Origin of the sequence: Maritalea sp. (genome assembly GCF_051251695.1) — a bacterium.
Lineage (GTDB): Bacteria > Pseudomonadota > Alphaproteobacteria > Rhizobiales > Devosiaceae > Maritalea.
In genome coordinates this window covers 103,633-124,610 of sequence record NZ_JBPOEU010000012.1, presented here as the reverse complement: position 1 = coordinate 124,610, position 20,978 = coordinate 103,633, and the positions used below count along the sequence as shown (strand labels likewise).

General features: G+C 49.1%; 24 protein-coding genes. 6 read left to right on the top strand and 18 right to left on the bottom strand.

Features of this window, described 5'->3' with window-relative positions; genetic code table 11:
- The first annotated feature begins 86 nt into the window (after positions 1-86).
- Complete coding sequence (locus tag ACSHWX_RS09395) at positions 87-602, top strand: hypothetical protein (RefSeq protein ID WP_435667948.1); 516 nt, start codon at positions 87-89, stop codon at positions 600-602.
- Positions 603-665: 63 nt separating this feature from the next.
- Here ACSHWX_RS09395 and ACSHWX_RS09390 read toward each other — a convergent pair whose 3' ends face one another.
- Together ACSHWX_RS09390 and ACSHWX_RS09385 are read right to left on the bottom strand one after the other, a co-directional pair.
- Complete coding sequence (locus ACSHWX_RS09390) at positions 666-1,451, bottom strand: nucleoside phosphorylase (protein WP_435667947.1); 786 nt, start codon at positions 1,449-1,451, stop codon at positions 666-668.
- Positions 1,452-2,276: 825 nt separating this feature from the next.
- The gene (locus tag ACSHWX_RS09385; RefSeq protein ID WP_435667946.1) at positions 2,277-2,657 is read right to left on the bottom strand and encodes a winged helix-turn-helix transcriptional regulator; all 381 of its coding nucleotides are present in this window, start codon (positions 2,655-2,657) and stop codon (positions 2,277-2,279) included.
- Between the two features lie 121 nt (positions 2,658-2,778).
- Here ACSHWX_RS09385 and ACSHWX_RS09380 point away from each other — a divergent pair, with 121 nt between their 5' ends.
- Together ACSHWX_RS09380 and ACSHWX_RS09375 are read left to right on the top strand one after the other, a co-directional pair.
- On the top strand, positions 2,779-3,171 hold the full coding sequence (locus ACSHWX_RS09380; RefSeq protein ID WP_435667945.1) for a nuclear transport factor 2 family protein: 393 nt from the start codon (positions 2,779-2,781) through the stop codon (positions 3,169-3,171).
- A 14-nt stretch (positions 3,172-3,185) separates the two neighbouring features.
- The gene (locus tag ACSHWX_RS09375) at positions 3,186-4,049 is read left to right on the top strand and encodes an oxidoreductase (RefSeq protein ID WP_435667944.1); all 864 of its coding nucleotides are present in this window, start codon (positions 3,186-3,188) and stop codon (positions 4,047-4,049) included.
- 30 nt (positions 4,050-4,079) lie between these two features.
- On the opposite strand, the gene ACSHWX_RS09370 is transcribed toward ACSHWX_RS09375, so the two are convergent.
- From ACSHWX_RS09370 to fabA, 3 genes are all read right to left on the bottom strand, one after another.
- Positions 4,080-4,808, bottom strand: coding sequence for a metallophosphoesterase family protein (locus ACSHWX_RS09370; RefSeq protein ID WP_435667943.1), 729 nt, complete (start codon positions 4,806-4,808; stop codon positions 4,080-4,082).
- Positions 4,809-4,885: 77 nt separating this feature from the next.
- A complete protein-coding gene (fabB, locus tag ACSHWX_RS09365; RefSeq protein WP_435667942.1) occupies positions 4,886-6,112 on the bottom strand; it encodes a beta-ketoacyl-ACP synthase I in 1,227 nt (408 codons plus the stop codon).
- A gap of 30 nt (positions 6,113-6,142) precedes the next feature.
- Positions 6,143-6,655 carry a bifunctional 3-hydroxydecanoyl-ACP dehydratase/trans-2-decenoyl-ACP isomerase gene (gene fabA, locus ACSHWX_RS09360; RefSeq protein WP_435667941.1) on the bottom strand — a complete coding sequence of 171 codons (513 nt, stop codon included), beginning with the start codon at positions 6,653-6,655 and terminating at the stop codon, positions 6,143-6,145.
- Between the two features lie 354 nt (positions 6,656-7,009).
- Here fabA and irrA point away from each other — a divergent pair, with 354 nt between their 5' ends.
- Positions 7,010-7,426 carry an iron response transcriptional regulator IrrA gene (gene irrA, locus ACSHWX_RS09355; RefSeq protein WP_435667940.1) on the top strand — a complete coding sequence of 139 codons (417 nt, stop codon included), beginning with the start codon at positions 7,010-7,012 and terminating at the stop codon, positions 7,424-7,426.
- 21 nt (positions 7,427-7,447) lie between these two features.
- Here irrA and ACSHWX_RS09350 read toward each other — a convergent pair whose 3' ends face one another.
- Positions 7,448-8,032 (bottom strand): SH3 domain-containing protein, encoded by a 585-nt coding sequence (locus tag ACSHWX_RS09350; protein WP_435667939.1) that lies wholly within the window; start codon positions 8,030-8,032, stop codon positions 7,448-7,450.
- Between the two features lie 131 nt (positions 8,033-8,163).
- Between ACSHWX_RS09350 and ACSHWX_RS09345 the strand changes: the two genes are divergently transcribed.
- Positions 8,164-9,153 carry a 2-hydroxyacid dehydrogenase gene (locus tag ACSHWX_RS09345; RefSeq protein WP_435667938.1) on the top strand — a complete coding sequence of 330 codons (990 nt, stop codon included), beginning with the start codon at positions 8,164-8,166 and terminating at the stop codon, positions 9,151-9,153.
- 211 nt (positions 9,154-9,364) lie between these two features.
- On the opposite strand, the gene ACSHWX_RS09340 is transcribed toward ACSHWX_RS09345, so the two are convergent.
- The 11 genes from ACSHWX_RS09340 to ACSHWX_RS09290 all read right to left on the bottom strand — a co-directional run bounded on the left by ACSHWX_RS09340 (position 9,365) and on the right by ACSHWX_RS09290 (position 17,778).
- Entirely contained in the window at positions 9,365-10,027 is a 663-nt protein-coding gene (locus ACSHWX_RS09340) for a ferritin-like domain-containing protein (protein WP_435667937.1), read from the bottom strand.
- Positions 10,028-10,055: 28 nt separating this feature from the next.
- Positions 10,056-10,712 (bottom strand): ferritin-like domain-containing protein, encoded by a 657-nt coding sequence (locus tag ACSHWX_RS09335; RefSeq protein WP_435667936.1) that lies wholly within the window; start codon positions 10,710-10,712, stop codon positions 10,056-10,058.
- 366 nt (positions 10,713-11,078) lie between these two features.
- A complete protein-coding gene (locus ACSHWX_RS09330) occupies positions 11,079-11,762 on the bottom strand; it encodes an IS6 family transposase (protein WP_435667935.1) in 684 nt (227 codons plus the stop codon).
- Between the two features lie 358 nt (positions 11,763-12,120).
- Entirely contained in the window at positions 12,121-14,250 is a 2,130-nt protein-coding gene (pnp, locus tag ACSHWX_RS09325) for a polyribonucleotide nucleotidyltransferase (protein WP_435667934.1), read from the bottom strand.
- Positions 14,251-14,484: 234 nt separating this feature from the next.
- Positions 14,485-14,754, bottom strand: a complete 270-nt coding sequence (gene rpsO / locus ACSHWX_RS09320; RefSeq protein ID WP_435667933.1) for a 30S ribosomal protein S15 — start codon at positions 14,752-14,754, stop codon at positions 14,485-14,487.
- Positions 14,755-14,921: 167 nt separating this feature from the next.
- The gene (truB, locus tag ACSHWX_RS09315; protein ID WP_435667932.1) at positions 14,922-15,833 is read right to left on the bottom strand and encodes a tRNA pseudouridine(55) synthase TruB; all 912 of its coding nucleotides are present in this window, start codon (positions 15,831-15,833) and stop codon (positions 14,922-14,924) included.
- A gap of 17 nt (positions 15,834-15,850) precedes the next feature.
- Positions 15,851-16,276, bottom strand: a complete 426-nt coding sequence (gene rbfA, locus ACSHWX_RS09310; protein WP_435667931.1) for a 30S ribosome-binding factor RbfA — start codon at positions 16,274-16,276, stop codon at positions 15,851-15,853.
- A gap of 12 nt (positions 16,277-16,288) precedes the next feature.
- Complete coding sequence (locus ACSHWX_RS09305; RefSeq protein WP_435667930.1) at positions 16,289-16,660, bottom strand: LysE family translocator; 372 nt, start codon at positions 16,658-16,660, stop codon at positions 16,289-16,291.
- A gap of 108 nt (positions 16,661-16,768) precedes the next feature.
- Positions 16,769-16,942, bottom strand: a complete 174-nt coding sequence (locus ACSHWX_RS09300; RefSeq protein WP_435667929.1) for a hypothetical protein — start codon at positions 16,940-16,942, stop codon at positions 16,769-16,771.
- 55 nt (positions 16,943-16,997) lie between these two features.
- On the bottom strand, positions 16,998-17,453 hold the full coding sequence (locus ACSHWX_RS09295) for an SRPBCC family protein (RefSeq protein WP_435667928.1): 456 nt from the start codon (positions 17,451-17,453) through the stop codon (positions 16,998-17,000).
- The gene (locus ACSHWX_RS09290) at positions 17,437-17,778 is read right to left on the bottom strand and encodes an ArsR/SmtB family transcription factor (RefSeq protein WP_435667927.1); all 342 of its coding nucleotides are present in this window, start codon (positions 17,776-17,778) and stop codon (positions 17,437-17,439) included. The genes ACSHWX_RS09295 and ACSHWX_RS09290 overlap by 17 nt, the downstream gene beginning before the upstream one ends.
- A 58-nt stretch (positions 17,779-17,836) precedes the next feature.
- Here ACSHWX_RS09290 and ACSHWX_RS09285 point away from each other — a divergent pair, with 58 nt between their 5' ends.
- The gene (locus ACSHWX_RS09285) at positions 17,837-18,184 is read left to right on the top strand and encodes a hypothetical protein (protein ID WP_435667926.1); all 348 of its coding nucleotides are present in this window, start codon (positions 17,837-17,839) and stop codon (positions 18,182-18,184) included.
- 88 nt (positions 18,185-18,272) lie between these two features.
- Here ACSHWX_RS09285 and infB read toward each other — a convergent pair whose 3' ends face one another.
- The gene (infB, locus tag ACSHWX_RS09280; protein ID WP_435667925.1) at positions 18,273-20,972 is read right to left on the bottom strand and encodes a translation initiation factor IF-2; all 2,700 of its coding nucleotides are present in this window, start codon (positions 20,970-20,972) and stop codon (positions 18,273-18,275) included.
- Positions 20,973-20,978 lie beyond the last annotated feature (6 nt).

The window sequence follows — 20,978 nt, the reverse complement described above, 5'->3', positions numbered from 1 at the left end:
ATCTGCTTCTCCTAATTTATGAGGTAACCCTCACAGGTTAACCCATCGGGGGAAGCAGCCGGTACATCCCATTAGCTGTTGGCAAAATGACGGTTGGTCAGGAGTTAGAAAAGCTCTCCGGCTTGAAACTTTTTCACAACCACATGACGATTGACTTGGTCACAAAATACTTCGGCTTTAGCACGCCCCAAGGGCAAAAACTGGTCGCCAATATTCGATTAGAATTTTTTCGGGCATTCGCTGGAAGCTCGCAACCGGGCTTCATCTTTACACTCGTATGGTCTTTTGACGACCCGAATGACCAAAAGTTTATTGAGGAGGTTTCTCAAATATTCGAGGAAAAGGGAGCTGAGGTTTTTTGGATTGAGTTAGAAACAAATTTTACAGAGCGGCTAAAAAGAAATCGCACCGAAAATAGACTAAAAAATAAACCCTCCAAGCGAGATTTAAAGGTTTCTGAAAAGAACCTAATTAGTGGCCATCAGACATTTAGACAAAATTCTCTTGCTGGAGAAATATCCCGGCCAAACTATCACAAAATCGACAATTCGGACCTGACCGCCGCTGCTGCTGCAGAGCAAGTATTCAGGCTCATTACCTAAATTAGCTTACGTCACCGAACGCACATAAATTGTCGCCCGTTCAAGAAACACTGTTCGCCCTACCTAACCGGCTTCGTGCAAAATTCTTACGGCCTCGCTTCCGACCACGGCCAGTTTATTGATATAGGCGGCGCTGTGGTCAAGTTGGGCTTCTGGGTCGAACTCATCTGCTTCTTCTCCCAGCTTCATCATGTTGTCCAACACAACTGAAACACCGCCTGCCCGTAGTCCCCAAACACGGGCCAGCACGAAAATTGTGCTCGCTTCCATTTCGGCGGCAATCACGTTCATTCTGCGCAGGTCTTCAAAACGCTGCTTCCAGTTGGATTGCCAATAGCCACCAAAAGACGATCCTGGTGCCGGGTGAGAAGCATAAAATGTGTCGGCGGATCGCGTGGTGCCAACATGGGCTAAGACGTCGTGAGATTTGGCCGCCTGAATGCAGGCATTTACCACGTCAACGCTGGCGACAGCTGGAAACTCCACTGGTGCATAGGCCTTTGACGTTCCATCTTCACGAACCGCAGAATCAAAAATTGCCAAGTCGCCGACCTTCACATGGTCTTGAAAAGTACCGCAGGTTCCCACACGAAGAAATGTAGTCGCGCCGCATCGTGCGAGCTCCTCGATGCCGATGGCTGTGGATGGGCAGCCGATGCCGGTGCTCATGCAGGAAATTGGCGCGCCTTTATAGGTGCCCGTATAGGTGACATATTCGCGATTTTCAGCAACTTTATGCGCACTATCCCAATGGCTCGCGATCACTTCCACACGGGCAGGATCACCAGGCAACAGCACACATTCAGCGACATCGCCCGGGCGGCATTTTATATGATATTGTGTCGGCATTGCTCAACATTCCTCTTGCGGGGTATGGTTGAAGCGCTGGTTTTGCCAGGCCTTTGTCGTGCGTGAAGCTATCGCATCCTCGATGCAAGAGCCGCTACAACCCATCCACTCAGATCAGATTTCTATTTTGCTAGCATTGCCAAATTTTAGATAAATGCCAAGCTCTTTATTCGCACCAATTTGGCAGGGAAAATGACTGGTTTTCGGGTTGGGGCAAGTTGATCTTCATTGGGTTGTTTTTGGCTGGATGATGGGCGATATCAATTAAAAGATAGACCCCGGATCAAGTCCGGGGACGCCGCTGGGGTTTCCGGGGATGCAGATGGGATTTCCGGGATGCTTATGAGTTTTCGCAGATGCCGTTTGGTTTTGTGCGGGTGGTTTTGGCTTAGTAGAAAAGACCAGTTAACCCGGTTGGCCATCCCGGCCTACGCGCCGGGATCAACGTCGCATTGATGCGTCGGCCAGATTGCTACCTAGGGTGTGGACTCAATTATGAAACGGTCTGCATTGGACACAAAACAACTTGATTTGAGGATAAAAACGAAAGCGATATAGATATCGGTGAGGCTTTTGGACGCTGAAGCAAGTTGTTTTGTGTCCAACCCGAAGGGCAGCATTCAATTTTGCCAGCTTGTCGTTGAAATCAGCTCATTGACGTCAGTCAATTCGACCAATTTCGCCTAAATCTGATCAAAATTGATCTGCTGTGCAGATCATTTCATAATTGGGTTCACACCCTAGTTTAACCCATCATCTGAATGATGTTGAAAAACGGCTCAATACAAAATTGTCCGTAGACGATTTTAGGTACGCACGCAGGGCCTAAGATGCGCGGCGGGTTTGTTCTTGGCGCAAAACGAGCGGTTTGGGGGTAACCGTTTCCAGATATTCAACGCCCCATTTACTGATTGACTCAATCACCGGCGCTATGCTTTTGCCGATCTCCGTCAATGAATATTCAACCTTGGGCGGCACAGTGGCATAAGGCACCCGGCGAACGATGCCATGGCTTTGCAAATGTTTGAGTTCTTTGGTGAGCATTCGAGTGGAAATGCCGGGAATTGCGCGTTCAAGTTCTTTAAAGCGTGTCGTGCCGCTGGCAGAAAGCACATATAGAATGGCGAACTTCCATCGCCCTTCCAACATGCTCATTGCTAAGTGAAATGGGCATTGCATATATTCTTCAAACGACTTTTTTGCCATGGTTAAGTCCCAATATCCCTCAATAGTTACCTTTTGGTTCCTAGATACCAATAGTGTGCCTACTTGCACATGTAAAGCAAACAAGCCATCTATTTCTATATCTGAAAACCAGGAGATGGACATGACCAACAAAGATCTAGTGCTCAAATTTGTTGAAGCGATGCGAATTTCGGATGTGCAAACACTCGACGCGATGACCACTGCCGATTTCAGCTGGTGGATTGGCGGCAAGCCGAGTTACCTGCAAACAGCGGGGGAGCACGACAAAGGATTTTTCATGGGTTTCTTTGGCAGTGGAGGCGACATGTTCCCAAATGGTGCTGAGTTTAATGTGACCGGCATGGTGGCTGAAGGCGACAAGGTTGCCGCAGAAGCGCATATGAACGCTGAAACCGCAACGGGAAGCGTTTATGATAATTCTTATCACTTCTTGTTTGAAATTTCGAACGGTCGCATCAAGCGCATGAAAGAATATATGGATACCCACCACGCCAAAGTGACATTTGGGCTTTAAAAGGCGAGTTCGACATGAATACAGATCATATAACCGCCCTGATTACCGGCGCCAATACCGGACTGGGCTTTGAGATGGCCAAAGCCCTGGCAGATCAAAACGTCCATGTGGTGTTGGCCGGGCGCAACCGCGAGAAAGTGGAAGGTGCGATTGAGCGGATCAAACGGACCTCGCCGGACGCATCGCTTGAGGTTGGCGTTTTAGACCTGACAAGTCTGGCATCAGTTGACGCGTTTGCGCAGAATTTTGTAGCTCAGCATAAAGAACTGCATATTCTGATTAATAATGCTGGGGTTATGGTGCCACCGCCAAGCTTAACCAAGGAACAATTTGAAATCCAGTTCGGGGTAAATTTTGTCGCCCATTTCGCGTTGACCGGGCATCTGTTTCCTTTGTTGAACGCAACGCAGGGTGCGCGGGTTGTCACCATGTCAAGCATCGCCCACCGAGGCGCCAGCATTGATTTTGACAATCTAGGTCTTGAAAAACCGTATGACCCTTGGCGGGAATATGGGCAGAGCAAGTTGGCAGATCTGATGTTTGCGCTCGAATTTGATCGGCGATTGCGCGCTCATGGCAGTGATATGCTTTCACTCGGGGCACATCCGGGGGTCAGCCGGACCGAGTTAACCCGTAACCTAAACGATATACCGCCCGGCATCGAAATGATGGCCCCAGCGCAAGGCGCAGCCCCGGCGCTGGTGGCGGCGACATCTTTTGATGTTGAAGGCGGGCAATATTGGGGACCCGATGGCCCTGAGGAGCGATCTGGCGAACCCGGACTGGCGGTTATAGACCCCGCTGCCCGTGATGAGCAGCAGGCAGCAAAACTTTGGGATTGGGCACAAGAGGCAACTGGGCTGCGCTTCCCCGTCTGATCATCATCAAAATGGGGGTGCCGACAAAGCTTAAGCTTTAATCGGCACGCGCCCCTTGTCTGTTAAAAGCCAGCTTTTATCACCTTCGAAAACGGCAGCACTGAGCGGGTGTCCATATCCGGCCCCTGAATCAAGATTTACGCGGTTACCATAGTGAGTGGCTTGATCGATAGCGGTATGACCATGCACCACGAGAAATGGGTGAGGTTCGGCGTGGTCTAAAAATTCTTCTCGGATCCATGTTAGATCGTTGAGCGTTTGTTGCTCTAGCGGTACGTCGGGGCGAATGCCTGCATGAACGAACAAATGTTGGGGCGCAAGATGGTAGGGCTTAAGGGCTTTCAAGAACCCGACGTGTTCTTTGGGCACAGCAGCTCGCGCCCTTTCGTGCAAGGCGCTTGTGCGCTCTCTTTCTTCGATTTGCACGCCGTAGGATGCTAACGTTTCCGTACCGCCTATGCGGTCGTGGAACCAATGATAGCCGACCAAAAGGTGCGGATCGCTGCGCGGCTCATCTTCCATAAACAGCGAAAACATCCGGTCGTGATTGCCCAGCAAGCAGTCCCAATTTTTACCCGCGCCGACGCCGTCCATTAAGGTTTGAATGACCTTTTTGCTGTGCGCCCCACGATCCACATAGTCGCCAAGAAACACAATTTTTGCATTGGGCCCGCCGTCGCGCTCGATCTTTTCCAGTGCTTTTTCAAGCATTTCAAACTGCCCGTGAATGTCACCGATGGCATAGATTGGATCAGACATTTTATTTCCTCAATAGAGCATTGTTCATAAAAAAGGGGCCACAAGGCCCCTTAAAAATCGCCAAACCAGCAGATCACTTAAGCGTCTTTGTGCTTGAATACCAATGTGGCATTGGTGCCACCAAAGCCAAATGAGTTTGACATGACACAGCCGATGGATTGGTTGTCGCGGCGTTCCTGCAAGATGGGCATATCTGCGAACTCGGGATCAAGTTCGAAAATATTTGCCGATTCGCACAAGAAACCTTCATTCATCATCATCACAGAATAAATCGATTCTTGCACACCAACTGCGCCCAATGAGTGCCCAGTCAATGACTTGGTGGCGGACAATGGTGGACATTTATCCTCATTGCCAAACACAGCACGAATGGCTTCGATTTCTCTGATATCGCCGACCGGGGTCGAAGTGGCATGGGGGTTGATATAGTCAACTGGCATATCAACGGTTTCAAGCGCCATACGCATACAACGCTGCGCGCCTTCACCAGAGGGCGCAACCATGTCATAGCCATCAGATGTGGCCCCATAGCCGATCAATTCAGCCAAAATGTTCGCGCCACGGGCTTTTGCGTGCTCATATTCTTCCAAAACCATCACGCCAGCGCCGCCAGCAATGATGAAACCATCGCGATTTTTGTCATAAGCACGAGAAGACAATTCAGGCGTATCATTGTACTTAGATGTCATTGCGCCAAGCGCGTCGAACATGTTGGACATTGACCATTCAAGGTCTTCGCTGCCGCCAGCAAAAACAATATCTTGCTTGCCCATTTGAATTTGCTCGTAGGCATTGCCAATACAGTGCTTGGAGGTCGCGCAAGCAGAGGTGATTGTGTAGTTCACGCCCTTGATTTTAAACGCTGTTGCCAAGGTCGCAGATGCGGTTGAACTCATGGCTTTTGGAACCGCCAGCGGACCAATCCGCTTTGGATTCATGTTTTTACGCGTTAGATCCGCAGCCTTGATGAGGGTTTCCGTGGATGGACCACCGGATCCCATAACAATGCCCGTGCGCGGATTGGAGATGTTATCTTCTTCCAACCCGGCCTGTTCAATGGCTTCTTGCATGGCGATATAGTTCCATGCAGCGCCGCGCGCCATGAAGCGCGTTGTCCGACGATCAAGAATTTCAAACGGATCTAGTGTTGGTTCGCCATGCACTTGGCTGCGAAACCCATATTCAACATGCATTGGTGCTGTGGTGATGCCCGGTTTCGCGTCGTGCAGGCTTTTCAAAACTTCTTGCTTATTATTGCCGATGGAGGAAACGATCCCCATGCCCGTAATGACAACTCTTTTCATGTAATCCTCTTAATGCGCTAACAAATTGAACTATTTGTTTTCAAGGCCGATCAGACCAACGCGCAAATTTTCCGCCTTATAAATAATTTCGCCATCTGCTTTGACCCAGCCCGTGGCCACACCAAAGGGCAACGGCGAACGCATGTGTTTTTTGATGTCCACATGATACTCGAGCAGCTTTTTGTCGTTCGTCGCTTGCCCAGTAAACTTAATTGCACCACCAAGAGCCCGACCGCGACCCGGAGAGCCTGACCACCCCAGATAAAACCCCACCATTTGCCACAAAGCATCAAGCCCCAAACAGCCTGGCATTACGGGATCATCAATAAAGTGACATTTATAGAACCAAAGATCAGGGTTCAAATCCAATTCAGCTGTAACACTGCCTTTGCCAAATTCGCCTGCATCATCATTAATGTTGGTGATGCGATCAAACATCAACATTGGTGGCGCTGGCAATTTCGCATCACCTTGGCCCGGCAATTCACCCTTGCTGTGCAAGATCAATTCTTCGTAGCTAAACTGGTTGGCACGTTCTGTCATTGGCCAAAAATCCCTCATCTATTATTTAGTGCGACCAAATTTTGACGTGAATCGTGGCTCGGCCAAACATGCTTTTGGCCGTGCATAACATTTTTGTTCACATTCGCAAAGCACTTGGTTGCGCGTTCCGCCCATTTTTGATGAACTCTAACTTTATCCGCAAACACCCACATTTCAAGTAGTTTTACCTAAAATCCGTATCTGAATTGATCCAAACGCATGTCGAAAAACTTGCATATTCACTACGTGACAATTGGTCAGTTGTTTGGCGCGGTGAAATTGATTATAATTCGCAATTAAAGACCAACAGATGAATAGACCCTTATGACTGCGCCCTTTAGCAATCAACGTTTTATGAATGTTTCCCGTGGCCCCTGCTTAACAGCTGTTTTGCGGATGGCTGGACTACGTCCAACACGACAAAGACTAGCGCTTGCCGATTTGCTTTATGGTGGCGGGCACCGTCATGTCAGTGCTGAAGCGCTGCACGCTGAAGCTTCGGGTGAAGGCATTACCGTCTCTTTAGCGACCGTTTATAATAGTTTGCGTCAGTTCAAAGATGCTGGCCTGTTGCGCGAAGTGACCGTTGACGCAGCGCGGACTTATTTTGATACCAACACATCCGACCACCATCACTTCTTCATTGAAGATGAGGACCGGGTTGTCGACATTCCCACAAACGATATTGAAATCAGTGGCTTACCCGACGCGCCCAAGGGCATGAAAATCACCCATGTGGATGTTGTTGTGCGGGTGAAAAGCTTAGGCTAAGCATCAATCGATGCCGCTTGGCTATTTCAACACTTCGCCTTGATAAACGCCCCAGAGGGTGGATTGGCTAATCCAGCCTGAAAAATTCTGGTTTTTATCTGCGTTCGCATCTGGTTTGAACCGACCAGAAACTTCGCACCAGCTGTTTTCGCACTTATCAATCGTCACCAAAACTTGGGGCTGCAAAATGGCGCGCATTGGGGAAGCTGGGTCTGGCCGTGTGTAAATATTGGTGATCTCGTCGGTTGAGGCGAGCCAAGGTTTGACCAAGGCCGTGCGTCGACCTGAAAGAAGCGTTTTATGGATCCAGCCCTCTGCGCCTTCCGAATCACGCACCTTGCGCCAGGCATCAAATTCTTGGATGATTTCAATTGGTAGGCCGTTTTGTACAAACACCCATGCCACATCATATTTTTGGCCCGGCCCATGCCGCACGTTTATTTTGCTGGAGCCTAAAGAGGCAAAGCGTGGCAGCGGCAGGCCCGAAGCCCCAACATTCTGCGCCCACGCGGGCACAATTGACGTGAAGATCATCCCGCAGCACATAGATATGAGTGCAATCAATTTGCGCAGGTTGTTGATTTTTAGACCTGATATTTGACGCATTATATGTGACGCTCTTTCCACAGAATAGAATTTCGCCTAACAATTAGGCAAATACACCTTAATGTATGGCTAAGACCAACTTGGTTTCTCAATTAAACTATAGCGAAAACGGGCTCTAAATGACAGGATCTATGGCTAAGGTTTTTGTGACACGCCGTTTGCCTGCGTTGATTGAAGAGCGCATGGCCGCCTTGTTTGATACGCACTTTGTTGGCGAGGATCGGCCGCAAACAAGCGAAGAGCTGATCACACAGTCGCAAAATTGCGAAATTCTGGTATCAACAATTACCGATAAAATTGATGCAGAACTCATTTCCAACCTTCCTTCCAGCGTGCGTATGATCGCACAATTTGGCAATGGGGTCGACAATATCGACGTTAATGGCGCAGCAAAACGCGACATCACCGTAACCAATACCCCAAGTGTTTTGACCGACGACACCGCCGACATGACAATGGCCCTCATCTTGGCCGTACCGCGTCGGCTGATTGAAGGCTCGCAGATGCTGTTAAAAGACGGCACATGGCCGGGCTGGTCACCCAATTGGATGTTGGGCCGTCGTTTGGCGGGCAAACGGCTAGGGATCGTTGGTTTGGGCCGCATCGGCATGGCTGTGGCGCGTCGCGCCCGGGCATTTGGGCTGGATATCCATTATTTTGGACGCTCGCGCAAACCAGCCGTTGTAGAAGAAGAACTTGATGCCCACTATTGGGATAATCTTGACGGGATGCTAGGTGCGGTGGACATTGTGACGTTGCACACCCCGAGCACAGAGCAAACCAAACAAATCATCAACAAACAGCGCCTTACTTTGATGAAAAATGAGGCCTATCTCGTAAATTTGGCACGGCCAAATCTAATCGATGAGAATGCGTTGATTGAAGCGGTTGAAACCGGCGAAATCAGCGGCGCAGCCTTAGATGTTTTTGAGCATCATAAACCCATCGATCCGAGGCTGCTTGAACTGGCGCGGCAAGATAAGGTGGTGATGACCGCGCATATGGGATCAGCCACGCTTGAGGGGCGCATTGAGATGGGCGAAACTGTTATTGTGAATATGCGCACGTTTTTGGATGGCCACCAACCACCGCATCGGGTGCTGCCGGACCGGATGGGGTAGGGCATTTTCGCGCCGCCTTTGGTCGCTGCGCTCAACTCTAATTCTTTTGCGCTCACGCCGCGCAGGCTGCCCCGGCACCCCCGAGCACATTTACGGGTGGCGCGCCCTATCAGCTGCCTACGCACTTCAAATTTGCGACGTACATTAGACATAAAAACACACCGCATGAACCCACGCGGTGCGCTCCATAGCCCAAGGACTATTGGTTTAGCTATGCCAAGAATGGCTTGGCCGCAGCCAAAACTTCTTCTTTGGTCATGGGCTCGTCATAAGCACCATCCCAGCTTTTCTTGCCACCAATTTTGCGAACAACTGCAGCGTGACGTGCTTCCACGGAGTGGATTTGCAGAGCAACGGTCAACAAATCATCATGGTCGATCAGATTGCCAGCCTGGCCTTTATAAGCGGCCACACCAAGATCTTCGAACGTTTGGCTCAAGGTCAAATATGTGTCGAAGTTTTCAAGCGCATCGCCATATTTACCGCCAGCAGTTAGATCAAGCGCTGGACGTTCTACAGCCGCACTCCCAAGTGCATTTGAGAGAAATTCCACATGTTGGGCTTCATGCAGACCAATATGGCGGAAAATGGTGAGGTATTTTTCTGGGATCACACCGGCTTCAAGTCCGGACCGGTAAAACGCGTCTTCAATATGCTCCAACGTGAGGGCATAATTGAGAACGTCTACCACACTTTGGGGCAAGCTCTGGCCAAATGCTTGCTGTGAAGCCGCTGCAAGTACCACAGGGGCACTGGCAATTGCGCCCAGTTTAACCGCAGCGGATTTGAAAAAGCTGCGACGATTAGAGACAAGTATCTCCGTAATTTCCGGATCGACCTGAGCTAATATATTCGATTTTGTTTGATGTTCCATAAGTAATCTCCTCTAACGAACGCTTCGCCTAAATAAATGATTTTGCGGTGACATCGGTTTTGATGAACGGACCGGCAGCGGCAAGAACTTCAGCCGGTTCGCGGGCGACATCCAAGCCATTGCCATCAATGACATCAGGTCCAGCAAAAGCCACAGAGAGCGGTAGAAGCAGATCACGGATTGCTGCGGCGTGGCGTGCTTCAACAGAAACAATACGACCAGCCTGTAGCAAATAATCAGGATTCTTGATCAATTTGCCGGCACCATTATAGGCAGAAACGCCCAAATCTTCGAACGTTTTGGCGGTCTCTAAAACGCTGTCACGGCTTGAAAAGTCCACGGCTGAAAAATCAACTTCCAAAGCAGGAATTGCTTTTTCGCCCAAAGCACCTTTCAAAAAGTCACGATGATCGATTTCGTGGTCACGAATATCGGTAAGTATTTGCATTTCTGCATCGGACATATCCGCATAAGGATTATCGACCACTTGCGTATAATATGCGGCTTCCAGCTGCTCCAACGCATAAGCATAGTTCAAGACGCCGAAGTCGCCTTCACCAAGATCTGCCGCAAGCGCGGCACTGATGCCAAAGTTGGGCAGAACTGCACCCGCAACCATTATCGTTGCCGACACGCCGGTCCACTTCAACACATGCCGTCTAGAAATTTTGGATTTATCCGTCATAGAAATTTCTCCCTTAATACAGTTTGGGCTGACACAATTAGTCAGCTACTAGTTAAGTACGGAAGAAAAACAGAAATAGTTTCAGACCTTTATCAAAAGGCATTTCATTTTTTTGGTTCTTGGTCCGAAAGAACATGGTTAACAAAGGTTTAACGGCGAAAATTTTTATTCAATTTTTTGCCACTGCCCCATAATATGGTGACTGGGCAAAATTTTGTCGGCCAATTTTCTTTATGTCAACCATCGGGTTTACACCAAGCATGCGTATGTCTGACGTCAGCGTCTATTGGTTCCAAATACCCTGACTACGGACGGTTCTGTCGCAATTTTTTAAGCGGTTAGAGAACTGGCTATCGCTAGCCACGATTATGCAGCGAGTGATGCGAATTGCTGAAATACGGATTGGCCACTGAATATAAATTGGTGCTTTCGGATCATGTGAGCGACTTCGATACCCTCCAATGTTGCTGATGCAGATTGAAAGGATTTGAAGCCTTTCATAGGGCGGGTCAACTTCTTGATGAAACGATGGTCTTGTTCAATCATGTTATTGAGATATTTGACCTGCAGGACGTCGATTAGCCACAACCATCCATGCAATAGCAGTAGCAGATTCATGTTTTGTAATCCTGCAAAATTAGCTCCACTCTTATCTATTGCAACCTTTTCAGGCCAACCATTATTTTTGATTGTTCGAGCAAAGAAATTAGTAGCTGCGACTTCATTTCGGCGCTCAGACAGCATGAAATCAAGGGCTTTCCCGTGTTTATCAACAGCGCGATAAAGATACATCCACTTGCCCCTAACCTTAATGTAGGTCTCGTCCATATGCCAAGAACTGTTTGTTGCGGATTTCCGGCGATGAGCCTCACATGCAATCAACGGTGAATACTTGACCACCCATCTGTTCAGCGTCGCGTGGTCAACGACAACACCACGCTCTGCCATAATCTCTTCCAGATCACGATAGGATACAGCGTATCTGACATAGAAAAATACCGCATATAAAATTACGTCTTTGGGATAGTGGCTGCCTTTAAAGTCGATCATTGGAACCTCAACCTGCATATTCATTTAGTTGAGAGCTCAATACAAAATCAAAATGAACCGAGCGTAAATTTTGCGACAGAACCATCATCACCCTCTTGCTCGACACGAGGGGCCCTGGTGAGTTGGCGACGATGTCCCCGAAACACATTTATTTGGTTTCATTAAATCAAAGAGCCGGGTGGATCCTCAAATCAAGTCCGAGGATGACGAATAAGATGGTTGGGCAGCCTGCGCGGCATGAGCGCCAAAAAAATGCTGAGCGCTGCGACCAACGGCGGCGCAAAAGAACAGTAAACAAAAAGCCCGACACTGATTTCTCAGGCCGGGCTTTCTAATTCAGTCAAAGAATTTGAAGTGACTACTCGTCAGCTTCGCCTTCTTTGATTTCTTCGCCCGTTTCCTGGTTTACAACTTTCATGGACAAACGCACTTTGCCGCGGTCGTCAAAGCCCATCAATTTAACGTAGACTTTGCCGCCTTCTTTAACGACGTCAGTTGTTTTTTCAACGCGCTTATCGGCAAGTTGTGAAATGTGTACAAGGCCATCACGTGGACCAAAGAAGTTCACGAATGCGCCAAAATCAACACATTTAACAACTGTACCTTGGTAGATTTCGCCAACTTCTGGCTCATCTGTGATCGACTTGATCCATTTAATCGCTGCGTCGATGGCTTTGCCATCGCTTGAAGCAATTTTGATGGTGCCATCGTCTTCGATGTTCACTTTAGCGCCGGTTTTTTCAACGATCTCACGGATCACTTTGCCGCCAGTACCGATAACTTCACGGATTTTGTCGGTTGGGATCTTCATGGTTTCGATGCGTGGCGCAAATTCACCAACTTCGTCACGAGCACCATCAAGCGCTTTAGACATTTCGCCCAAGATATGCTCACGACCATCTTTAGCCTGAGCCAAAGCTGTTTTCATGATGTCTTCGGTGATGCCAGCGATTTTGATGTCCATTTGAAGTGAAGTGATACCTTCTGACGTACCAGCCACTTTAAAGTCCATGTCGCCAAGGTGATCTTCATCACCCAAAATGTCTGAAAGAACAGCGAAACGCTCGCCTTCCATGATCAAGCCCATGGCAATACCAGAAACCGGACGTGCCATCGGAACACCTGCATCCATAAGCGCCAATGATGCACCGCAAACACTTGCCATTGAAGATGAACCATTAGATTCAGTGATCTCAGACACGATACGAATAGTGTAAGGGAATTCTTCAACACTTGGGCGTACTGGGTTGATCGCGCGCCAAGCCAATTTACCATGGCCCGTTTCACGACGGCTTGTGCCGCCCATACGACCAGCTTCACCCACAGAATATGGAGGGAAGTTATAGTGCAGCATGAAGTTGTTTTTGAACGTACCGTCAAGGCTATCAACGAACTGTTCGTCGTCGCCAGTACCTAGCGTTGCAACAACCAAGGCTTGTGTTTCACCGCGTGTAAACACAGCAGAACCGTGCGTACGTGGCAAAATGCCAGCTTCAGCAATGATAGGACGAACCGTTGAAAGATCACGACCATCAATACGCTTGCCTGTATCCAAAACGCTCAAGCGAACAACTTGTGCTTGAAGCGATTTAAACACTGCACCAATTGTTTCGTCTTTATACTGAGCGTCTTCGCCTTCGGCTGGAGCATAGTGCTCTTTCACTTTGGCTTTAGCCGCATCAATAGCAACGTAACGTTCTTGCTTTTCAGTAATTTGATAAGCAGCGCGCAAATCGTCTTCAACCAATTTAAGCATTTCAGCTTCAAGGGCAGAATTGTCTTCTGCTTCGAACTCGCGTGGCTCTTTAGCCGCTAATTCAGCAAGCTTGATGATCGCATCAATGACTTTTTGTGATTGCTCGTGGCCATACATAACCGCGCCAAGCATCTGATCTTCGCTTAGTTCGCTAGCTTCTGATTCAACCATCAAAACGGCGTCTTGTGTGCCGGCCATGACCAAATCCAATTTTGAATCTGTGCCTTGTTCTGGCGCAAAGTTCAAAACATATTCGCCGTCGATATAACCAACGCGTGCCGCACCAATTGGGCCCATGAACGGGATACCAGAAATGGTGAGCGCTGCAGAAGCTGCAACCAGGCCAAGAACGTCTGGACGGTTTTCCAGGTCGTACTGAAGTACTGTTACAACGATTTGTGTTTCGTGCTTATAGCCCGCTGGGAACAATGGACGGATTGGACGGTCGATCAAACGACAGATCAGTGTTTCCGCTTCTGTTGGACGGCCTTCACGTTTGAAGTAGCCACCCGGGATTTTACCCGCAGCGTAGAATTTTTCTTGGTAGTTCACGGTCATCGGGAAAAAATCGACGCCCGCTTTTGCTTTTTTGGCTGAAACAACGGTTGCCAATACAACGGTTTCGCCAAGGGTTGCCAAAACAGCGCCGTCAGCCTGACGTGCCATTTTACCTGTTTCAAGGGTCAGCGGTTGGCCGCCCCAGTTTAGTTCCACCTTATGGTGATCAAACATATCTTTTTGTTCCTATATGGCCCTGCCGGACATGACCCTCATGGTCACATTTTCATCGTCGACAAGGCATCATTCATTCAATTGGCGAAACGGGAAAGTGAGCCGGATGGCAAGGCGCTTTTGAAATGAAGTAAATATACTTCAAAAGCGACCGACGATCCTGCTCGCTTGTCCGTTTCGCTAGATTATAAGTGACGCGGCGACCATCTAGGCCACCGCGCCAAAAGTTTTTGTCTAGCGACGCAAACCAAGACGCTCAAGGAGCGACCTGTAACGCGCATCGTCTTTTTTCTTGACATAATCAAGCAAACGACGACGCAAGCTAACCATTTTCAATAGACCACGACGGGAATGGTTATCCTTCTTGTGGCCTTTAAAATGTTCGGTGAGGTTGGTGATGCGCTCTGAAAGGATCGCAACCTGTACTTCAGGTGAACCAGTGTCACCCTCTTTGGTTGCATATTCTTTGATAAGCTCTTCTTTACGCTCAGCAGTTATCGACATCGTAAATTCCCTTCTACAAAACTAAAGGAGTAATAAGCCGCCATGCGCCAAGATGTCGTCCAGCGCTGGCCCGAATTGGCCGCCCGTCGGTCAGACCATAAGGGCGGTTAGGCTGGCTTATACAGGAAAATTTAGCCGATGAAAAGAGGTAGGTTTTCAGCGCAGGTTCAACCCGCTACGATGACCCGACTTGGCTTGAACTGGCCTTTTTCAACAAACCCAAGAGCAACCATTTCACCTTTATGGGTGGCATAGGCTTCTTCTACCGAGATCGGTGCGTTTTTGCCGATCAGAAGTGCTGGATTGCCCATACGGACCAATTGTGCCTGACGCTCATCCAAGCTGATTTCTTCAAGATGAGCAACCGCATCATTTAAGGAACGTAATTCTAGATCGCGCTCAGCCAATTCAAGGGCTTCGATTTCATCAATACTGGTCGCATCTTCATCGGTAAATGGGCCAACAGCCGCCCGGTGGAGGCGCGAAACATGGCCTTTTGTGCCCAATTGTTCTGCGATATCGCGCGCGAGCGCCCGCACATAGGTGCCTTTTTGACACGTCACGCGAAATGCCGACACGTCGTCGCTGTGAGAAACCAACTCAAACGCCTCGATTTGAACATCGCGTGGTGGCATATCCACTTTTTCACCGGCGCGCGCCAAATCATAAGCGCGTTCGCCGTTAATTTTGATGGCAGAAAATGCCGGGGGAATTTGGGTGACGGTGCCGGTAAACTGAGGCAAGACCGCTTCAAGTTCACCCTTGCTTGGTCGTACGTCGGAAGTGGCAACCACTTCGCCCTCGATGTCGTCTGTTGTGGTGGCGCTGCCCCATTTCAGATCAAACTCATAGATTTTGATGCCATCTTGCACATAGGGCACGGTTTTTGTCGCTTCGCCCAAGGCAATCGGCAGGATGCCAGTCGCCAATGGGTCAAGCGTTCCCGCATGGCCGCCTTTTTTGGCGCTGTACAGCCATTTGATTTTACCCACGGCTTGGGTCGAAGTCATATCATAAGGCTTATTGAGAATAAGCCAGCCGGAAATGGGCCGTTTTACACGTTTTAACTGGGTCATCAATTTGATCTTTTGGCCGTTTACTGGTCGTCTTGATTTTTAACTTCGTTTTCGTCAGATTCATCTTCGCGCGCAAGATCTTGCGCCACGTGATCTGAACGCAACAGCTTGTCGATCCGGCCAGCCTCGTCAAATGTTTCATCTGCATAAAACTTGAACTCAGGTGAAAACCGAAGATCCAGTTTTGGCGTGATTTGGCCGCGAATGAATTTTTGGTTGCGGTTGAGCGCTTCAACGACGGTCTGCACCTCTTGCCCACCCAATGGCATAATATAGACTTTTGCCCATTTCAGATCCGAGGACATGCGGACCTCGGGAACTGTTATGAATGCGCCATCTAAGTCTGGGTCTAGAATTTCATCACGAGACAAGAACGCAGAAAGCGCATGTCGCACCAATTCGCCGACCCGCAATTGACGCTGGGATGGAAGCTTTTCACCGCTCATAATATTTTGCCTTTAGTGGCTGGGGGCTGATTTTTTGATGGTGGCTAACATTGTCGCGCCCACCAAAACTGTTCCGCCAGATATTTTGTTGATCCAATATGCCGCGCCGCTTTTGGCCAAACTGGTTCCCGCGCGCTGAGCGATGAAGGCATAAGCCACTACGGCGGAATAATCAAGTATGACGAAACTGACCGCCATCAAAGTGAATTGAGGCACCAATGGTTGCGTCGGGTCAATAAACTGGGGAAAGAAGGCAACAAAGAACGCTATGGCTTTGGGGCTGGTTATCGCCACCACAAATCCTTGCCTGACATGCCACCAATTTGACTTCCTTGGGAGGTTTTCAATCCCATCTGTTTGAAATGTGGTTTTGGAGCGGATCATTTTGATCCCCTACCAAACCAGATAGGCAATTCCAACGATTTTGAGAATGGTGAACGCTGCCGCGGAGGTCGCCAAAACTAGGCCCAATCCAGTTGCGGCAAGCGCCATCTAAATAACATTTGCACTAACGTCGCCAAGAGCTGTGAACATCACGCGACGCCAGCCAATTCCCAAAGAATGAGAAACACCAAGCAAAACAGAGGGGCCAAGTGTAAGCTCCAAAACAACAACTGCGAAGTAAAGCGTGAGGTCCATTTGAACACGCTCAATAAGTGAAGACACTTTAAAAAAGCATACGCCGAAAGCCAATTTGCTGCTAGAGGATTTAAAGCTTTGCTCAAGCCACCCGACGCTGGCCATCAAAAAACTGCCCGAGACGCTCAAACGCAGCTCGCCACCCATTGCTGACGATTTCTTGATATTCAGGATGGACTGGCGATTGCATCAAAGTGACCAACGTGCCGCTTTCTGACTGTTCAAAAATGACCCTCACTGTTACGATCTGATCCGCCGAAAAACCTGGCATTTGATAAATCAGCAAATTTGGTGGATCAAATGTGATAATTTTGCCCTCAACCGTATGCTCCCCGACACCATTGATGGTCATTTTGTGCCGATAGCAACCGTCCTGTTGCGGCTCAATATCAGATTGTACCTTCGAGGTATCTTCACATCCCCACCAATGAGTGGTTTTAGCCGCGTCAATCCATGCATCAAACACGTCCGCTTTGGCCGCGTCATATATTTTTTTGGCTGTAAGGCAATTTTGCTCGCAGTTAATCTGTACGCTCATCCGAATTCTCCAATTGTTTCAATTTTTGTTCGACGAGATCGAATTGGTGATGCCAAAGGTTGGAATAATAGTGGATCCATTTAGCCGCCTCATCTGCGGCCCTTGCATTGACACTGATAAATTGCTCGCGGCCACGTTTTTTTCGACGAACCAAATCTGCCCTGTCCAGTACTTTAAGGTGCCGTGAAATGGCCGGCTGGCTAATGGCAAACGTCTTGGTTAAGTCGCCGACATTTTGCTCCCCAGTCGACAAGCGACTGAGGATACCGCGCCGCACAGGGTCAGACAGCGCGAAAAATATATGATCAAGTTGTTGCGAATCCATAACCATATGGTTATATATTTTCTATGTTTTGTAAACAGAAAAGTTTGAGCGGAAGAAAATGACAAATGAGATGAAAAATCTTGATCGGTATCAGGCGCTTGTATCGGCCTATTTCGACGATGTAGTGAAGGGCAAAAACAACCCGTACACCTCAATTAATGGCAATATGTATAGTTTTCTTGATCGAGATGGGCGTATTTGCTTGCGCCTCAACAAAGTCAAGGCAGCAACATTTGCGCCGCTTTTAGGCAGTGAGCCAGTGGTGCAATATGGGTCAATTATGAAGGATTATGTCGCCGTTCCCGAAACGCTGTTTAAAGATGAAACGCTGATCGCTGAAATTTTTACAGCTTGTCGTTCTCTTTCAAAAGCCTTACCTACAAAGCCAACAAAGCGCAAAAAGTAGCACCTAGTATAGAACACCAAATATCAAAAAGACAAAAAATATGGCGCCAGAAGACGCCATATATAAATCTGTAATTTTGACGAGAACGTTAAAGCGTGCGCTCAATCGATTCGACGCGGTAACATTCGATGATATCGCCTGCGCGCATATCTTCGTATTTTTCGAACGCCATACCGCATTCTTGACCAACTTGAACATCTTTCACTTCGTCTTTGAAGCGTTTCAATGTTGAAAGCTTGCCTTCATGGACAACAACGTCATCACGGATCAAGCGAACACCTGCGCCACGTTCCACCATACCGTCGGTAACCTGACAACCAGCAACACGACCAACTCTGGTGATGTTGAAGACTTCAAGGATTTTCGCGTTACCGATAAAGGTTTCGCGCACCTCTGGAGACAATAGACCGGACATTGCCGCTTTCACGTCATCTACAAGGTTGTAAATGATGTTGTAATAGCGAATTTCAACGCCTTCGCGCGTCGCCGCTTCGCGTGCTTGCTTATTCGCCCGTACGTTAAAGCCGATCACAACAGCATTTGAAGCCGCGGCCAATGTCACGTCGCTCTCTGTGATACCGCCAACACCGCCAATAAGCACTTGAGCAGACACTTCGTCTGTGCCCAACTTATCAAGCGCACCGGTAATGGCTTCAACAGAACCTTGTACGTCACCTTTAACAACCAATGGAATTTTGGCCATATCTTCGGTTTTAAGCTGAGACATCATTTGCTCAAGCGATGTTACACCGCCACCAGCGCCAGATTTCTCACGTTTTCCACGTTGACGATATTCAGAAATTTCACGGGCTCTCGCTTCGTGCTCAACCGCACCAAACAAATCGCCAGCATCTGGAACACCGGTAAACCCAAGAACTTCAACCGGGGTTGAAGGACCTGCCGTTTTAATCTGCTCGCCTTTGTCGTTGATCAATGCACGAACTTTCGCCCATTGCGACCCAGCAACAACAATGTCACCCACAGCCAACTTGCCGTTCTGAACCAAGACTGTTGCAACGGCACCACGGCCCTTGTCCAGTTTCGCTTCAATAACAATACCTTGGGCACGGCCCTCAGGATTTGCTTTGAGTTCAAGAATTTCAGACTGAAGGACAATCGCGTCCAAGATGCCATCAAGGTTTTGCTTTTTAACGGCAGAAACTTCAACATCTAGAATTTCACCGCCCATGGTCTCAACAAACACTTCATGTTGAAGCAATTCGTTGCGCACACGGCTTGGATCGGCTTCTGGCTTATCCATTTTGTTGATCGCCACGATAATCGGCACGCCGGCCGCTTTCGCGTGTTTGATCGATTCAATGGTTTGAGGCATAACGCCATCGTCAGCCGCAACCACCAAGATAGCGATATCCGTCGCTTGCGCACCACGGGCACGCATTGCGGTAAACGCTTCGTGGCCCGGTGTATCCAAGAACGTGATGTTTTGACCGTCGCGCTCAACTTGATATGCACCGATATGCTGCGTAATGCCGCCAGCTTCGCCCGAAACCACATTGGCTTTGCGAAGAGCGTCGAGTAGCGACGTTTTACCGTGGTCAACGTGACCCATGATGGTCACAACTGGCGCACGTGGTTTCAAGTCGTCAGGGTTTTGTGTGCCCTCGTCTTCAAACACACCCTCTACCACATCAGCTTCAGCAACACGTTTAACCGTGTGGCCCATCTCTGTTGCGATCAGCTCAGCAGTATCTGCGTCAATAACGTCATTGATGGTGACCATTTGGTCTTGCGCCATCATCAGTTTGATCACATCAACAGCACGTTCAGCCATACGGTTAGCCAATTCCTGAACGCTAATCGCTTCTGGAATAATGACTTCACGTGCAATTTTTTCTTTAGGAATTTGCGGACCTTTGCCACGCTGCTTCTCACGGCGACGACGCATTGCGGCCATTGAAGGACCACGATCGCGTTCGCTGTCGCCACGGGTCGCTGCTGTCACGGTGAGACGTGTTTTGCGGCGATCAGGTGCAGTTGATTTTTTGGTCGGCTGCGGTTTCGCCGCGCGCTTTGCCCGTTCCAATTCGTCCTGACGAACCAAAGGTGCGCCAGACTTACGTGCATGTTGTTCCGGTGTTTTGGAATTTGCACGCTCGGTTGGGGGGGCAGGCGGCTCGTAAGGCGCTTCCTCAGCTTTTGCAGGAGCAGCAGCTTTTTCTTTCGGCGCAGCGGTTTTTTGCTTCGCTTCTTGAGCAGCCGCACGTTCACTTTCTTCACGCTCTTCAACAAGACGAGCTGCTTCAGCCAATTTTGCGCGTTCCGCTTCTTCGCGATCTGCTTTGCGGCGTGCGGCATCATCGATGCGACGTTGCTCGGCTTCAGCCTGCAAACGCTTTTCATCGCCAGCACGTGCAGCGGCTGCGCGTAAGGCGCGCTCGCGGGCTGCATTTTCAGAACTGGTTAGACCCTGTTGAACTGGCCGTTTGTCGCCACCGCCTGCTGGACGGTTACGATTATTATTTGGCCGACCACTTTGATTTTGGGAACCAGGGCGTTGTCCGCCAGGTCGTTGCCCACCTGGGCGCTGACCTTGGGGGCGTTGACCCTGTGGTCTTGCCGGTGCTGTTGCACTATCACCGCCCGCAGGACGAGGTGCGCCAGCGCCACCGGGTGGGGTGAATTGGCGTGTTCGTTTTTCCACTACGACGGTCCGAGAAGACCGCGCAGCACCAGGACGACCGCCAGCAGCTGGTCCGCCTTTTAGCGAGAGGGTCTTTTTACCCTCTTCACCTGATGTTGCATCTGATCTTTTATCGTTGTCACTCATATATTC

Bases quoted from the DNA above. Each gene is read 5' to 3' on its own strand.
- irrA (WP_435667940.1), top strand. From the start codon at position 7,010: ATGAATGTTTCCCGTGGCCCCTGCTTAACAGCTGTTTTGCGGATGGCT.
- ACSHWX_RS09285 (WP_435667926.1), top strand. From the start codon at position 17,837: ATGACAAATGAGATGAAAAATCTTGATCGGTATCAGGCGCTTGTATCG.
- infB (WP_435667925.1), bottom strand. From the start codon at position 20,972: ATGAGTGACAACGATAAAAGATCAGATGCAACATCAGGTGAAGAGGGT.
- rpsO (WP_435667933.1), bottom strand. From the start codon at position 14,754: ATGTCGATAACTGCTGAGCGTAAAGAAGAGCTTATCAAAGAATATGCA.
- fabB (WP_435667942.1), bottom strand. From the start codon at position 6,112: ATGAAAAGAGTTGTCATTACGGGCATGGGGATCGTTTCCTCCATCGGC.
- ACSHWX_RS09370 (WP_435667943.1), bottom strand. From the start codon at position 4,808: ATGTCTGATCCAATCTATGCCATCGGTGACATTCACGGGCAGTTTGAA.
- ACSHWX_RS09395 (WP_435667948.1), top strand. From the start codon at position 87: ATGACGGTTGGTCAGGAGTTAGAAAAGCTCTCCGGCTTGAAACTTTTT.
- ACSHWX_RS09330 (WP_435667935.1), bottom strand. From the start codon at position 11,762: ATGATCGACTTTAAAGGCAGCCACTATCCCAAAGACGTAATTTTATAT.
- fabA (WP_435667941.1), bottom strand. From the start codon at position 6,655: ATGACAGAACGTGCCAACCAGTTTAGCTACGAAGAATTGATCTTGCAC.
- pnp (WP_435667934.1), bottom strand. From the start codon at position 14,250: ATGTTTGATCACCATAAGGTGGAACTAAACTGGGGCGGCCAACCGCTG.
- ACSHWX_RS09290 (WP_435667927.1), bottom strand. From the start codon at position 17,778: ATGGATTCGCAACAACTTGATCATATATTTTTCGCGCTGTCTGACCCT.
- ACSHWX_RS09345 (WP_435667938.1), top strand. From the start codon at position 8,164: ATGGCTAAGGTTTTTGTGACACGCCGTTTGCCTGCGTTGATTGAAGAG.
- ACSHWX_RS09295 (WP_435667928.1), bottom strand. From the start codon at position 17,453: ATGAGCGTACAGATTAACTGCGAGCAAAATTGCCTTACAGCCAAAAAA.
- ACSHWX_RS09340 (WP_435667937.1), bottom strand. From the start codon at position 10,027: ATGGAACATCAAACAAAATCGAATATATTAGCTCAGGTCGATCCGGAA.
- rbfA (WP_435667931.1), bottom strand. From the start codon at position 16,276: ATGAGCGGTGAAAAGCTTCCATCCCAGCGTCAATTGCGGGTCGGCGAA.
- ACSHWX_RS09305 (WP_435667930.1), bottom strand. From the start codon at position 16,660: ATGATCCGCTCCAAAACCACATTTCAAACAGATGGGATTGAAAACCTC.
- ACSHWX_RS09385 (WP_435667946.1), bottom strand. From the start codon at position 2,657: ATGGCAAAAAAGTCGTTTGAAGAATATATGCAATGCCCATTTCACTTA.
- ACSHWX_RS09390 (WP_435667947.1), bottom strand. From the start codon at position 1,451: ATGCCGACACAATATCATATAAAATGCCGCCCGGGCGATGTCGCTGAA.
- ACSHWX_RS09335 (WP_435667936.1), bottom strand. From the start codon at position 10,712: ATGACGGATAAATCCAAAATTTCTAGACGGCATGTGTTGAAGTGGACC.
- ACSHWX_RS09380 (WP_435667945.1), top strand. From the start codon at position 2,779: ATGACCAACAAAGATCTAGTGCTCAAATTTGTTGAAGCGATGCGAATT.
- ACSHWX_RS09350 (WP_435667939.1), bottom strand. From the start codon at position 8,032: ATGCGTCAAATATCAGGTCTAAAAATCAACAACCTGCGCAAATTGATT.
- ACSHWX_RS09375 (WP_435667944.1), top strand. From the start codon at position 3,186: ATGAATACAGATCATATAACCGCCCTGATTACCGGCGCCAATACCGGA.